This window comes from Micromonospora sp. NPDC003241 (assembly GCF_053589795.1).
On the sequence record NZ_JBSFSO010000053.1, the window covers coordinates 1 to 14,075 of the forward strand.

General features: G+C 73.5%; 11 protein-coding genes, 1 rRNA gene and 1 pseudogene. 12 read left to right on the forward strand and 1 reads right to left on the reverse strand.

What is annotated here, in order from left to right; all coding sequences use genetic code 11:
- From rrf to ACWDVW_RS28470, 3 genes and pseudogenes are all read left to right on the forward strand, one after another.
- Positions 1 to 97, forward strand: a 5S ribosomal RNA gene (gene rrf, locus ACWDVW_RS28460); the annotation flags it as partial.
- A 1,881-nt stretch (positions 98 to 1,978) separates the two neighbouring features.
- A pseudogene (locus ACWDVW_RS28465) lies at positions 1,979 to 2,824 on the forward strand (tetratricopeptide repeat protein); the annotation flags it as partial.
- A gap of 245 nt (positions 2,825 to 3,069) precedes the next feature.
- Positions 3,070 to 4,089, forward strand: coding sequence for an HAD-IIA family hydrolase (locus ACWDVW_RS28470; protein WP_449954864.1), 1,020 nt, complete (start codon positions 3,070 to 3,072; stop codon positions 4,087 to 4,089).
- Positions 4,090 to 4,130: 41 nt separating this feature from the next.
- Here the strand turns inward: ACWDVW_RS28470 and ACWDVW_RS28475 are convergent, their stop codons facing one another.
- Positions 4,131 to 4,469 carry an SCP2 sterol-binding domain-containing protein gene (locus tag ACWDVW_RS28475; protein WP_449954867.1) on the reverse strand — a complete coding sequence of 113 codons (339 nt, stop codon included), beginning with the start codon at positions 4,467 to 4,469 and terminating at the stop codon, positions 4,131 to 4,133.
- 113 nt (positions 4,470 to 4,582) lie between these two features.
- Between ACWDVW_RS28475 and ACWDVW_RS28480 the strand changes: the two genes are divergently transcribed.
- From ACWDVW_RS28480 to murJ, 9 genes are all read left to right on the forward strand, one after another.
- Entirely contained in the window at positions 4,583 to 5,209 is a 627-nt protein-coding gene (locus ACWDVW_RS28480; protein WP_449954870.1) for a phasin family protein, read from the forward strand.
- Positions 5,210 to 5,312: 103 nt separating this feature from the next.
- Positions 5,313 to 5,537: a hypothetical protein gene (locus ACWDVW_RS28485; protein ID WP_449954873.1), complete on the forward strand. Its 225-nt coding sequence runs from the start codon at positions 5,313 to 5,315 to the stop codon at positions 5,535 to 5,537.
- 15 nt (positions 5,538 to 5,552) lie between these two features.
- A complete protein-coding gene (locus tag ACWDVW_RS28490; RefSeq protein WP_449954876.1) occupies positions 5,553 to 6,413 on the forward strand; it encodes a TlyA family RNA methyltransferase in 861 nt (286 codons plus the stop codon).
- 82 nt (positions 6,414 to 6,495) lie between these two features.
- Positions 6,496 to 7,380 carry an NAD kinase gene (locus tag ACWDVW_RS28495; protein WP_449954879.1) on the forward strand — a complete coding sequence of 295 codons (885 nt, stop codon included), beginning with the start codon at positions 6,496 to 6,498 and terminating at the stop codon, positions 7,378 to 7,380.
- Between the two features lie 57 nt (positions 7,381 to 7,437).
- Entirely contained in the window at positions 7,438 to 9,195 is a 1,758-nt protein-coding gene (recN, locus tag ACWDVW_RS28500) for a DNA repair protein RecN (RefSeq protein ID WP_449954882.1), read from the forward strand.
- Positions 9,196 to 9,314: 119 nt separating this feature from the next.
- Positions 9,315 to 10,493 carry a putative cytokinetic ring protein SteA gene (gene steA, locus ACWDVW_RS28505; RefSeq protein ID WP_131054654.1) on the forward strand — a complete coding sequence of 393 codons (1,179 nt, stop codon included), beginning with the start codon at positions 9,315 to 9,317 and terminating at the stop codon, positions 10,491 to 10,493.
- A gap of 27 nt (positions 10,494 to 10,520) precedes the next feature.
- Positions 10,521 to 11,462 carry a copper transporter gene (locus ACWDVW_RS28510; protein ID WP_396752516.1) on the forward strand — a complete coding sequence of 314 codons (942 nt, stop codon included), beginning with the start codon at positions 10,521 to 10,523 and terminating at the stop codon, positions 11,460 to 11,462.
- Positions 11,463 to 11,552: 90 nt separating this feature from the next.
- Positions 11,553 to 12,419 carry a hypothetical protein gene (locus ACWDVW_RS28515; protein WP_449954944.1) on the forward strand — a complete coding sequence of 289 codons (867 nt, stop codon included), beginning with the start codon at positions 11,553 to 11,555 and terminating at the stop codon, positions 12,417 to 12,419.
- A 1-nt stretch (position 12,420) separates the two neighbouring features.
- Positions 12,421 to 14,073, forward strand: coding sequence for a murein biosynthesis integral membrane protein MurJ (murJ, locus tag ACWDVW_RS28520; RefSeq protein WP_449954885.1), 1,653 nt, complete (start codon positions 12,421 to 12,423; stop codon positions 14,071 to 14,073).
- Positions 14,074 to 14,075 lie beyond the last annotated feature (2 nt).

The following is a 14,075-nucleotide window of genomic DNA, read 5'->3' on the forward strand; positions in this document are numbered from 1 at the left end:
GGAAACGCCCGGTCACATTCCGAACCCGGAAGCTAAGCCCTCCAGCGCCGATGGTACTGCACCCGGGAGGGTGTGGGAGAGTAGGACACCGCCGGGCACACGTTACAGTCGAGGGCCTCCCGGAATCGGGACGGCCCTCGACTGCGTTGCGTCGTGGAACGACGTATTCAGGAAGGATGTACCAGTGAGTTCTGGACCTCAGGGCGGAGACCGTCCCCGGGGCTACGAGGGCCGGCCCGGCGACCGTGACGGCGACAACCGCCGTGGCGACCGTCCGTCGCACCGCGACGAGCGCGGTCGGGAGCGTGACTCCCGCGACGGTGGACGTGGCGCCGGCGGTTACGGTGCTGACCGTTCCCGGTCCGGTGGCTTCCGTCGGGACGGCGACCGTCGTGAGGGCGGTTACCGAGGCGGCGACCGGGGTACCGGCGGCGGCTTCGGTGGCGACCGACGTGGCTCCGGTGCTGACCGGGACGGGTTCCGTGGCGAACGCGGCTCCGGCGGCTTCCGTGGGGAGCGGCGTGAGGGCGGGTTCGGCGAGCGTCGCCAGGGCGACGACCGGCCGGGCTACCGCCGCGACAACGATCAGCGTGGCACGGGCGCCCGAGGTGACCGGCCTACCGGTGGCTTCCGCGACAGCGACCGTGGCTCCGGCGGCTACCGGGGGGACCGTCGTGAAGGCGGCTTCCGTGGCGGCGATCGCCGGGAAGGCGGTTTCCGGCCGGAGCGTCGTGACGGTGGTGACCGTCGTGAGGGTGGCTTCCGCAGCGACCGCCGGGACAGCGGCTTCCGCGGCGACCGCCGGGACGGTGGCGGTGACCGCCGTGAAGGCGGCTTCCGTGGCGGTGAGCGTCGTGAAGGCGGATTCCGCGGCAACGACCGTCGTGAGGGTGGCTTCCGGCCGGAGCGTCGCGACGGTGGCGACCGTCGTGAGGGTGGCTTCCGTGACGGTGAGCGTCGCGAGGGCGGGTTCCGTGGCGGTGACCGTCGTGAGGGCGGTTTCCGGCCGGAGCGTCGTGACGGTGGTGACCGTCGTGAGGGTGGCTTCCGCAGCGACCGCCGGGACGGCGACAGCCGGGACAGCGGCTTCCGCGGCGACCGCCGTGACAGTGGATTCCGGGGCGAGCGCCGCGACGGTGAGCGTCGCGAGGGCGGTTTCAGCCGGGGTTCCGAGGACCGGGGTGGTTTCCGCAGCGACCGCCGGGACGGTGACCGCCGCGAGGGCGGGTTCCGTGGTGAGCGTCGCGAGGGTGGCTTCCGGGACGGCGGTTCGCGGGACCGGGACGGCGCCTCGCGCGGTCCGGCACGTGACTACGGCTCCGGTGATCGTCGTGAGGGCGGGTACCGGGCCGATCGACGGGACGAGGGCTCTCGCCGGGTTGGCGACGACCGCCGTCAGGGCGACGGCGGTGGCTATCGGCGTACCGAGGGCGGCTTCGGCGGCGGTGCACGCCGGGAGGGCAGCGCACGCGACGGTGACCGTCGTGAGGGCGGTTTCCGTGGCAACGATCGCCGTGAGGGCGGCTTCCGGCCGGACCGCCGGGACGGTGACCGTCGTGAGGGCGGTTTCCGGAGCGGTGACCGTTCGGAAGGTGGTTTCCGTGGCGGTGAGCGTCGTGAGGGCGGCTTCCGGGGCGGCGACCGTCGCGAAGGTGGCTCCCAGAGCGAGCGTCGTGAGGGTGGTTTCCGCTCCGGTGACCGTCGCGAAGGTGGGTTCCGGGGCAACGACCGCCGTGAAGGCGGCTCGGGCTTCCGGGACGGCGAGCGCCGCGACGGCGGGTTCCGCCGTGGGGCGGACGAGCGCGGCGACGAGCGCCGGGACCGTGGCTTCCGTGACGACCGGGATCGGCGTGACGGGTCCGACCAGTCCGAGGGGCGTACGCCGGCGCCGGTGCTGCCGGACGAGATCGTCGCGACCGACCTGGACAAGGACGTACGCGCCGAGCTGCTGTCGCTGTCGAAGGGGGTCGCGGACACCGTGGCCCGGCACCTCGTGGCGACCGGGCAACTGATCGACGAGGACCCCGCCGAGGCGCTGGCCCACGCGATGGCCGCCCGTCGGCTGGCGTCCCGGATCGCGGCTGTTCGCGAGGCGGTCGGTCTGGCCGCGTACCACTCGGGCGAATGGCAGACGGCGATCGCGGAACTGCGGACGTACCACCGGATGAGTGGTGTGCAGAGTCACCTCGCGGTCCTCGCGGACTGTGAGCGGGCGCTGGGCCGGCCCGAACGGGCCATCGACCTGTTCCGTGGTGCCGAGCAGGAGAAGCTGGAGGCCGCCGTCGCCATCGAGCTGCTGATCGTGGCCGCCGGTGCACGAGGCGACCTCGGGCAGCGGGACGCGGCAGTGGCCATGCTCCAGGTGCCTGAACTCACCACCGACACGGCCCAGCCGTGGACGGCCCGGCTGCGGTACGCGTACGCGGACGCGCTGTTGGCGGTCGACCGTCGGGCCGAGGCCCGGGAGTGGTTCTCCCGTGCGGCGGAGGTCGACGCCGAGGCGGAGACCGACGCTGCGGAGCGGCTGCTCGAACTCGACGGCGTGGTCATCGAGGGCGACGACGAGGACGAGGCCACCGAGGAACTGGTCGCCGGTCCCGGTGCCCCGGGTGCGGTACCGGCCCGGCCGGACAGCGAGCTGACCGAGGACGAGCGCCCCGAAGAGGTCGACGCGGCCGAGGGCGAGGTCAGCGGCGATCGTGCCGAGGACTACGCGATCGAGGACGAGGACGCGGACGACGACGGTGCCGAGATCACCGGGGACACCCCTGGTGCCGCCGAGGCCCTGACCGGGGACGAGACCTCGGCCGAGGGGCCGGCGGATCGAGTCGCCGACCAGGCGGTGGCAGACGAGGCCGCGGCGGACCGGGTCGGGACGGACCGGACGGCGGACGACGAGGTCGGGGACGACCGGGTCGTGGCCGTCGAGGCGAAGTCGCGCGGTGACGAGGTCGTCGATGCGGACGTCGTGGAGGCGGATGTCGTGGAGGCGTCCGGCGCTGCGGCGGCGAGCGGTGTCGGTGAGTCGTCTGTGACGGACGGCGAGCGGTCCGAGGAGACCGAGCGGCGATGAGCGGTGACGGGGAGCGGCTGGTCGACGGGTACACCCTGGTCGTCTTCGACCTGGACGGGGTGATCTATCTGATCGACCGGCCGATCCCCGGCGCGGTCGAGGCGGTCGCCCGGCTGCACGGCGAGGGCCGGGCGGTGGCGTACGCGACGAACAACGCCTCGCGCCGACCGGCCGACGTGGCCGACCTGCTCACCGGGATGGGCGTACCGGCCCGGCCGGAGGAGGTGCTGACCAGCGCGGCCGCCGCCGCCCAGTTGTTGGGGGAGCGGTTGCCGGCCGGCGCGCCGGTGCTGGTGGTGGGTGCCGAGGCGTTGCGGGCGGAGATCCGCGAGGTGGGTCTGACCCCGGTCTCCGGTGCCGACGACGCGCCGGTCGCGGTGATCCAGGGGTACGGCCCGCAGGTCGGCTGGACCGACCTGGCCGAGGCGGCGGTGGCGGTACGCGGCGGGGCCGCGTGGATCGCCACCAACACCGACCGGACGCTGCCCAGTGGACGGGGACCGCTGCCGGGCAACGGTTCGTTGGTCGCCGCGCTGGCGACCGCGTTGAACCGACAGCCCGACGAGGTGGTGGGCAAACCGTCGCCGGAGTTGTTCGCCACCGCCGCGCGGCGGGCGGGCGAGGGCCGCTCCCTGGTGGTCGGTGACCGGCTGGACACCGACATCGAGGGCGCCAACCGGGCGGGGTTGGACAGCCTGCTGGTGCTCACCGGCGTCAGCGACGTACCCGAGTTGCTCGCCGCACCGCAGGACCGCCGCCCGACGGCCGTGGCCTGGAACCTGGCGGGGCTCTTCGAGCCGACCGCGATGGTGCGGGTACCGGCGGCCGGTGCGGAGCACGGTGGTTGGCGCGTCACGACAGGGCCGGACGGCTGGGAGCTGACCGGCGCGGGTCGACCGCTGGACGCGCTCGCGGCGCTCTGCGCCGTGGCGTGGGAGCGTCGGCCGGACGGTGTGCCGCGCGCGGGTTCGCCGGAGGCGGCGACGGCGCTGGAGGCCCTCGGCCTGACCGGCTGACCTGCGTACCGCACTACATCCCGGCGCAGCGCGCGGGCTCGTCAGAGCAGCTTGCGCAGTTTCATCAGGTCGAACGGGTTGGCCTTGATCGAGACGCGTCGGCTGGCCACCGCACGGGTCACGTCGAGGTCGCCGCCTACCAGGGCGATCAGGTCGTCGCTGGTGGTGGTCATGGCGATCTTCGCCTTGGGGTCGTCGCCGTCGGTCAGCCCGACCAGCCGTCCACCGGTGAGCCGACCGTGGAAGGCGGTCTCCAGGTCGCTGATCCGGCAGGCCAGGGTGCGGTCCAGGTCGACGTGCTCGCGGACGGTCTCCGCGTTGCGGTCCAGCCGCGCGGCCAGATCCTGCAACGCCTGCCGACACTCGTCCACGGTGGCCACCGTCGCCTCCTCGTCTCACACCACGTCGTACTCCGGGCACCGTACCGCACGGGACGCCGACCGCGGCCCGGTAGCGTGACACCTGCCGGAACCGCGGGTGAAAGGACTCAGGCATGCAGGACGCGTGGCGCGCCTACCTCGAACTGGCCATGGGCCTGACGGAGGCGCCCCGGAAGAAGGCGCAGGACGCGGTACGCCGGTTGGCCGGCTCGACCGGTGCGACCGCCGCGCAGCTCCAGACGTTGGCCGAGGAGTTGCGCTCGACCGGCGCGGAGAACCGGGAGGCGCTGACCAAGCTGGTGCGGTTCGAGGTCGAACGCGCGCTCGGCGCGGTGGGACTGGCCACCGCCGACGAGGTCGAGGAGTTGGAGCGGCGGGTACGCGAGCTGGAACGTCGGCTTCGTGCGATGGCCGACACCGCCGTACGCTCCCCGGTCTCCGGCGGCCCGGGGGCCGGCACGCCCGCCGACGTGGCGGCCGAGGCCGCCGAGACCGCGGCGGCGGCCCCGCCGACCGGGCCGGTTGCGGCGAAGAAGGCGGTCGCCAAGAAGGCCGTGGCGAAGAAGGCCGGTGCGCTGCCGTCGCCGGAGGATCAGCCGGTGGCGAAGAAGGCGGTGGCGAAGGTCGCGAAGAAGGCGGTGGCGAAGAAGACGCCGGGCTCGGTGGCGCGTCCCGCCGACGGCGACGCGCCGGCCCGACCGGCGAAGGCCACCCGCCCTCGCCCGGACACCGCGCCGTGACCGGCGTTCGCTCGCGTCGCCCCGGGCCGCCTCAGACGGCCGGAGGGCGGCGCGACGTCGGGTCGGGTGCGGTGACCCGCGCGACGCGAGCCGGAGCGCGGCGGTGAGCGTCTCGCCGCGGCCCGGGCCGCCGCCGGGGCCCCGTCCGGGTCCGTCGCCGCAGTCGTGGTCCGGTGACGGCGCCGACGACGTGGGACACCCGGCGGTGGACGCCGTCGTGCAGGCGATGGCGAACGCCGCGAACCTTGCCCCGGCCGACCAGATCGCCCAGTACGAGGCCGCGTACCAGACGTTACGGGAAACGCTCGCCACCATCGACCAGGCCTGAGGAGGCCGTCCACCCATGGCACGTCGTAACCGGTTGGACGCCGAACTCGTCCGCCGTGGTCTGGCCCGCTCGCGGGAGCAGGCCGCCGATCTGGTGGAGGCCGGTCGGGTACAGCTTCGCGGGGTGGTGGCCCGCAAGGCCGCCGCGATGGTCGACCCCGCCGACCCGCTTCTGGTCACCGGCGCCGATCCCGCCTCCGAGTACGTGTCCCGGGGCGGACACAAGCTGGCCGGCGCGCTCGCCGCGTTCGCCCCCGGTGGGCTGACCGTGACCGGCCGGCGGTGCCTGGACGCCGGGGCGTCCACCGGCGGCTTCACCGACGTGCTGCTGCGGGCGGGGGCGGCCGAGGTGGTCGCGGTCGACGTCGGCTACGGCCAGCTCGCCTGGTCGTTGCGGACCGACGAGCGGGTCCGGGTCCTGGAACGGACGAACGTCCGGACGCTGACCGCCGAGGCGATCGGTGGGCAGGTCGACCTGACCGTGGCCGACCTGTCGTTCATCTCGCTGCGGCTGGTGCTGCCGGCGTTGACCGCCTGCACGGCCGCCGACGGCGACCTGGCGTTGATGGTCAAGCCGCAGTTCGAGGTCGGCCGGGAGCGGGTGGGCGCCGGTGGCGTGGTGCGGGACCCGGCGCTGCGCGCCGAGGCGGTGCTCGACGTCGCCGCGTCCGCCGCGACGCTGGGACTGGGGTTGGCGGAGCTGGCGGCCAGCCCGCTGCCCGGGCCGAGCGGCAACGTCGAGTTCTTCGTATGGTTACGCCGGGACGCGCCACCGGCCGATCCGGAACGGGTACGGGCCGTGGTGGCGGCCGGGCCCGGTGCTCCGGCCGCCGCCGGTGACGCGCGTGACGAGGCGACGAAGGAGGTGGCCGGGTGAACGAGGGCAACTCCGCCACGGCGGGGGTGCGTCCGCCGGGTGGTTCGACGCGACGGCCGACCCACGGTGGGCGGGACTTCCGGTGACCCGTACCGCACTGTTGGTGACCCACACGGGTCGCCGGCGCAGCACGGAACACGCGCGTACGGTCGCCGCCGACCTGATCGCCGCCGGATTCGGGGTACGGGTGGTGGCCGAGGAGGCCGAGGATCTCGACCTGCCGGGCGCGGTGCCGGTGACCGGGCCGGAGGCGGCCGAGGGCGCCGAGATCGTCTTCGCACTCGGTGGGGACGGCACGTTCCTGCGCGCCGCCGAGTTGGCCCGGCCGGCGAAGGTGCCGCTGCTCGGCATCAACCTGGGCAAGGTCGGTTTCCTGGCCGAGGCGGAGATCGACGACCTGGACCTCGCGGTCCGCGACGTGGTGGGCCGCAACTACAGCGTCGACGAACGGTTGACCCTGGACGTCACCGCCGAGTTCGACGGTGGGCCGACGATCGAGTCGTGGGCGCTCAACGAGATCAGCGTCGAGAAGGGCGAGCGGGCCCAGATGCTGGAGCTGCTGGTCGACGTGGACGGTCGGCCGCTGTCCCGGTACGGGTGCGACGGGGTGGTCTGCGCCACGCCGACCGGCTCGACGGCGTACGCCTTCTCCGGCGGCGGACCGGTGGTCTGGCCCGAGGTGGAGGCACTGCTGCTGGTGCCGATCAGCGCGCACGCCCTGTTCAGCCGCCCGCTGGTGACCGCGCCCACCTCCACCTTCTCGATCACCGTGGACCCGTTCACCACGTTGGCGGTGCTCTGCTGCGACGGGCGGCGGGTCTACGACCTGCCGCCGGGCGCCCGGGTCACGGTGCGTCGCGGTGCCCTGCCGGTGCGGATCGTCCGGCTGCGGGACCGGTCGTTCACCGACCGCCTGGTGGCCAAGTTCGACCTGCCGGTGCACGGTTGGCGGGGCAATCGCCGCTGACCCGGGTCGCCGCGCCGGCTGGTCAAGTGTCGGGCCACGCGTCTACTGTCGGGTGCTGTGCTGGAGGAGCTACGCATCACCGGACTGGGCGTCATCGAGGACACCACGCTGCCGCTTGCCGGTGGCATGAACGTCATCACCGGCGAGACCGGTGCCGGCAAGACGATGGTGGTCACCGGCCTGGGCCTGCTCTTCGGGGGCCGGGCCGACGCCGGGCGGGTGCGTGCCCAGCCCGGTCGGGCCATCGTCGAGGGGCGCCTGCGTCTCACCGGTCGGGTCGCCGAATCGGTGCACGCCCGGATCACCGACGCCGGTGGCGAGCCCGACGACGACGGCGCGATGCTGCTGAGCCGTACGGTCACCGTGGAGGGTCGATCCCGGGCGCACCTGGGCGGGCGGAGCATGCCGGTGTCGACGCTCGGCGAGGTGGGCGAGCAGGTGGTGGCCGTGCACGGCCAGTCCGACCAGTTGCGCCTGCTGCGTCCCGCCGAGCAGCGGGCCGCGTTGGACCGCTTCGCCGGGCCGGAGCACGAGAAGCTGCTGGAGGCCACGCGCGAGGCGTACACGCAGTGGCGGCGGGTGGTGGACGACCTGGCGGACCGGCGGCGCAACGCGCGGGAACGCCACCAGGAGGCGGATCTGCTGCGCCTGGGGCTCGACGAGATCACCCGGGTCGACCCGCAGGCCGGTGAGGACGACGAGCTCAAGACCGAGGCGCAGCGGCTGGAGCACGCCGAGGGGTTGCGGACCGCCGCGCAGGTGGCCCACCAGTGCGTGGCCGGCGGGTTGGAGGCCACCGACGACACCACGGACGCCTCGGCGTTGCTCGGCACCGCCCGGCGGACGTTGGAGGCGCAGGCCGGCACCGATCCCGCCCTGGGTGAGTTGGCGGCCCGGTTGGAGGAGGCGGCGACCCTGGTCGCCGACGTGTCGGTGGAGTTGTCGACGTACCTCACCGGGCTGGACGCCGACCCGGCCCGGTTGCAGAGCATCTACGAGCGCCGGGCCGCGCTGCGGGCGCTGACCCGCAAGTACGCCGACGACGTCGACGGGGTGATCGCCTGGGCGGAGCGGGCCCGGACCCGACTGTCCGACCTGGACATCTCCGACGAGGTCCTCGAGGAGCTGGATCGGGAGTCGTCCCGGCTGGCCGGTGAGGTGGCCGAGTTGGCCGGCCGGTTGTCGGCGTCCCGCCAGGAGGCGGCGGTGCGCTTCGCCGAGCAGGTGACCGTCGAGCTGGCCGGGCTGGCCATGCCGCACGCCCGCGTCGAGGTGGCGGTGCTGCCCCGACCGGCCGGACGGGCCGAGCCCACGTTGCCGGTCAACGGGGTGGAGGTCGGTGTCGGGCCGGACGGCGGTGACGAGGTCGAGCTGCGGCTGCTGGCCCATCCCGGTGCGCCGTCGTTGCCGTTGCAGCGGGGCGCCTCCGGCGGCGAGTTGTCCCGGGTGATGCTCGCCATCGAGGTCGTCTTCGCCGGCTCGGGTGGCCCGCCCACGTTGGTCTTCGACGAGGTCGACGCGGGAGTCGGCGGTCAGGCGGCGGTGGAGATCGGGCGTCGGCTGGCCCGGCTGGCCCGCAGCCACCAGGTGCTGGTGGTGACGCACCTGCCGCAGGTGGCCGCGTTCGCCGACCGGCATCTGGTGGTGGCGAAGGACACCGGCGGCGCGGTGACCACCAGCGGGGTGCGCGTGGTGGAGGACACCGAGCGGGCCCGGGAGCTGGCCCGGATGCTGGCGGGTTTGCCGGACTCGGATCTGGGTATCGCCCACGCGGAGGAGTTGTTGGCCGTCGCGGCCCGAGAACGGCGGTCGTGACGACCGTCATTGTGAGCGGAGGCACACCGGCCTTCGCCCATCTGTGCTTCCCTGGGTAGGCGGCCCTGCTCAGGCATGTCGCGACAGATTCGCCTGCCTCACATGCCAGGATGGTCACGATGCGTCTACCCACGTTGCGCCGGACCCGGAACGCGGAACCGGGACGAATCCTCGGCACCGCTCGCCTCGATCGCCGGACGAAACGCCTGGTCGGTCGGCTCCGCCCCGGTGACATCGCGGTGATCGACCATGTCGATCTGGACCGGGTCGCCGCCGACTCGCTGGTCGCCGTGGGCGTCGGCGCGGTCCTCAACGCCAAGCCGTCGGTCTCCGGCCGCTATCCCAACCTCGGTCCCGAGGTGCTCGTCGCGGCGGGCATCCCGCTCCTGGACGATCTCGGTGAGGGCGTCTTCGAGCGGATCCGCGAGGGCGACACCGTGCGGATCGAGGGCAACACCGTCTATCTCGGCGACGAGCCGTTGGCGCACGGCAGCCTGCAGGACGCCGAGAGCGTGGCCAAGGCGATGAGCGACGCCCGGGAGGGCCTGTCGGTGCAGTTGGAGGCGTTCGCCGCCAACACCATGGACTACCTCAAGCAGGAACGTGACCTGCTGCTCGACGGTGTCGGCGTGCCGGACATCGCCACCGAGATCCAGGGCCGGCACTGCCTGATCGTGGTGCGGGGCTACGACTACAAGGCCGACCTGGACGTGCTGCGCCCGTACATCCGGGAGTTCAAGCCGGTGCTGATCGGCGTCGACGGCGGGGCGGACGCGCTGGTCGAGGCGGGCTACACGCCGGACATGATCATCGGTGACATGGACTCGGTCACCGACGACGTGCTGCGCTGTGGCGCCGAGGTGATCGTGCACGCGTACCCGGACGGCCGGGCTCCCGGTCTGCCCCGGGTCAACGGCCTGGGGGTGCCGGCGGTGACCTTTCCCGCCGCCGCCACCAGCGAGGACCTCGCCATGCTGCTGGCCGACGAGAAGGGCGCCTCGCTGATCGTCGCGGTGGGCACCCACGCCACCCTGGTCGAGTTCCTGGACAAGGGGCGCGGCGGCATGGCGTCGACGTTCCTCACCCGGCTCAAGGTCGGTGGCAAGCTGGTCGACGCCAAGGGTGTGAGCCGGCTCTACCGGCAGAGCATCTCGGGTTCGTCGCTGTTGCTGCTGGTGCTGTCGGCGGTGGCGGCGATGGCCTCGGCGGTGGCGGTGTCCACCGTCGGCAAGGCGTATTTGGGCGTGGTCTCCGAATGGTGGGACAATTTTGTGTTCCAGCTCGGCCAGCTCTTCTAGCTCCCGACCGATCAAGAGGCTGTAAGCGTGATCAACTTCCGGTACCACGTGGTGTCCCTGACCGCGGTCTTCCTCGCGTTGGCGATCGGCCTGGTCGTCGGCACAGCCGCCCTCAACGGCCCGGTCGCGGATTCGCTCAAGGAGACCGTCAACTCGCTGCGCAAGGACAACCAGCAGATGCGCCAGACGGTCCAGAACATGCAGCGGGAGCTGGAGCTGGAGGAGGAGTTCGCGGCCGAGATGGCCCAGGTGATGCTGCCGGGCAAGCTGACCGGCAAGCGGGTGCTGGTGCTCAGCCTGCCCACCGGCCGGGACCACACCGAGGGCGTGGTGAACATGCTGGAACTGGCGAACGCCGACGTCATCGGGCGGATCGACCTGCAGGACAAGTTCATCAACCCGGAGAACAACAACAACCTGCTGGAGCTGGCGGTCACCGCGGCCCGGCCCACCAGCGCGCCGACCAGTGGACTGCCCGGCAACGGGCACGGCGTGGAGACCTCCAGCGCCCTGCTGGCCACCGTGCTGCTGGACCAGCCGGCCGGTGCCGAGCCGGTCACCGAGGCCGACCGGCGGGCGGTGGTGACCGCGTACGGCAACGCGAACTACCTGACCGCCGCCGACCGGATCACCAACTCCGCCGAGGCGGTCGTGGTGGTCAGCGGCCAGCCGTACGTGGACAAGGACTCCGCCAAGAAGGACGAGTCGGTGGTGAAGATCGCCGAGCAGTTCGACCGCACCGGTGGCATCGTCGTCGCCGGCAACGGCTTCACCGGCGGCAACCTGGTCTCCTTCGTCCGGGGCGACGCGGTGCTGGCGCAGACCATCTCCACCGTCGACAACGCCAACACCGTCCAGGGACAGCTGGTCACCTCGCTGGCCGTCGTGCAGCAGCTCACCGAGCGCAAGGCCGGCCAGTACGGCGTGGGCGACAACGTCGACGGGCTGCTGCCTAAACTGCCCCAGTGAGTCGACGGAACACCCCGGGTGTCCGATTCGACGATGTCCGGCCGCCGACCGGCGGAGCGGGCGGCGTGAACGAGCGAGGTGAGCTGGGGCGTGGGCGTGCTCGGTCGACTGTTGGCGGCGGGGGTCGGCGTGGCTGCCGCCCGCTACGCGCTGCGTGAGATCCGTACCTCTCCGGCCGGGCCGACCCTGGCGCGGACCAACTTCCGCGGCCGTACGGTGACGCTGGCGGCCGGGCCGGCTCTCGCGACGGCTGCCTCCGGCGCGGCGGCCTGCGGTGCGCCCAGCGTGCCGGCGGGCGCGGCGGCGCTGGTGGCCGGGCTCGGGGCCGGTGCCGTCGGGCTCTACGACGACGTGGTCGGTGCCCGGCCCGAGCAGAAGGCGGACAAGGGTTTCGCGGGACACCTCGCCGCCCTGCGGCAGGGGCGGGTCAGCGCCGGTCTGGTCAAGGTCGTCGGGGTGGGTGCGGCCGGTCTGGGCGCCGCCGCGCTGCTCGCCGCCGACCCCCGGGTGGCCGGGCACCGTGGCCGGCGTCGCCAGGGCGGGCTGGGCCGGACCGTGGACGTGCTGCTCGGCGCCGGTGTGGTGGCCGGCACCGCCAACCTGCTCAACCTGCTCGACCTGCGCCCCGGGCGGGCGCTGAAGTCGGGCCTGCTGCTCGGCACGCCGCTGGCCGGTGGCGCGACCGGTGGGATCGCCGCCGGTGCGGTGGGCGCCGCCGCCGGGCTGCTCCCCGCCGACCTCGACGAGGACGTGATGGTCGGCGACAGTGGCGCGAACGCCCTCGGTGCCGTGCTCGGCGTGGCGCTGGCCGCCCGCACCGGCCCGGTCGGCCGGGCCGGGATCCTGGCGGTGCTGGCCGGACTGACGGCGGCCAGCGAGAAGGTCAGCTTCACCGCCGTCATCGCGCGTACCCCGGGCCTGCGGGAACTCGACGCGCTGGGCCGTCGCGACGACTGACGTGACCAGACCGGCACCCCTCGCCGGCGCCGGCCGGGTGGCCGGGGCAGCCGCGCTGATCGCCGTACTCACCGTGGTCAGTCGGCTGGCCGGGTTCGGCCGTACCGCCGTCTTCACCTGGGTGGTGCAGGACAGCGACCTGGGCGCGATGTACGTGATCGCGAACACCGTCCCCAACATCATCTTCGAGATCGTGGCTGGTGGGGCGCTGGCCAGCCTGGTCGTACCGCTGCTGGCCGGTGCGGTCGCGGCGGGGGACCGGCGGGCCGTGGCGGCGACCACGAGCGCGTTGCTCACCTGGACGGTGACGCTGCTGGTGCCGTTGGCGGTGCTGGTGGCCCTGGGCGCCGAGCAGATCGTGTCGGTGTTCCACAGCCGTAGCCCGGAGGAGTTGGCGGCCGGGGCCCGGATGTTGCGGGTCTTCGCGCCGCAGGTGCCGCTGTACGGCATCGGCATCGTGCTGACCGGTGTGCTCCAGGCGCACCGCCGCTTCGCCTGGCCGGTGATCGCGCCGCTGCTGTCCAGCCTGACGGTGATCGTGGCGTACCTCGTCTTCGCCGCCGTGGCCGGTACCGGGGCGAGCGTGGCGCAGGCGGGCCGAGGCGCCGAGCTGATCCTGTCCGGCGGCACCACGCTCGGTGTGGTGGTGCTGTCGCTGTCGCTGCTGATCCCGTTGCGGCGGCTACGCCTGCGGTTGCGTCCCGGGTACGGCTTCCCGGCCGACGCGCGGGCGCGGGTGGGTGGTCTGGTCACCGCCGGCGTGGTCACCGTCACCGCCCAGCAGGTGGCCACGCTGGTGATCCTCTATCAGATCTCCGGCGGCCGGACCGAGGCCCCGCAGGTGTTCAACCTGGCGCAGACGTTCTACCTGCTGCCCTGGGCGGTGTTGGCGGTGCCGCTGGCCACGGCCGCGTACCCGACGTTGGCCGAGACGGCGGCCGGCGGCGACGAGGACGGTTACCGCGACACCCTGTCCGGGACGGTGCGCGCGGTGCTGCTCTCCAGTTGCCTCGGCGCGGCGGCGCTGGTCGGGGTGGCCGGTCCGATCGGCCGGTTCTTCCCGTTGGACGCCTCCGCCACCGCCACGGCGGTGGCCGGGTTCGCGCCGGGACTGCTCGGGTACGGGCTGTTCGCGGTCCTGTCCCGGGCCCTGTATGCGCGCGGCGCGACCCGGGAGGCCACCGTCGCCATCAGTGCCGGTTGGCTGGCGGTCACGCTCGGTACGCTGCCGTTGGCGGCACTGCTCCCGACGGCCGACCGGGTGCTCGCCGTCGCCCTGGCCAACTCGGCCGGCATGTTGCTGCTGGGTGGGCTGCTGCTGGTGGCCGTGCGGCGCGCGGCCGGTCGGGCGGCGCTGGCCGGTGCCGTACGCGCCGGTGTGGCCGGGGTGTCGGCGGGTGTGACGGCGGCCCTCGCGGCGCTGGTGCTGCTCGGCTGGCTGGGCGGGACCCCGACGGGGTCGGCGGCACTCGTGCAGGGCATGCTGTCCGGAGTCCTGGTCGTCGTCGTCTTCCTCGGCGTGGTCTGGCTGGTCGACCGGCGGGACCTGCGGCCACTGCTGACCGGATTGCGTCGACGCCTCCGCCGGACCCGGAGCAGGGGCGGGCCAGCGGACGGAAAGGCAAGCGGCGCGAACGGAGGGCGTGACCGGTGAGC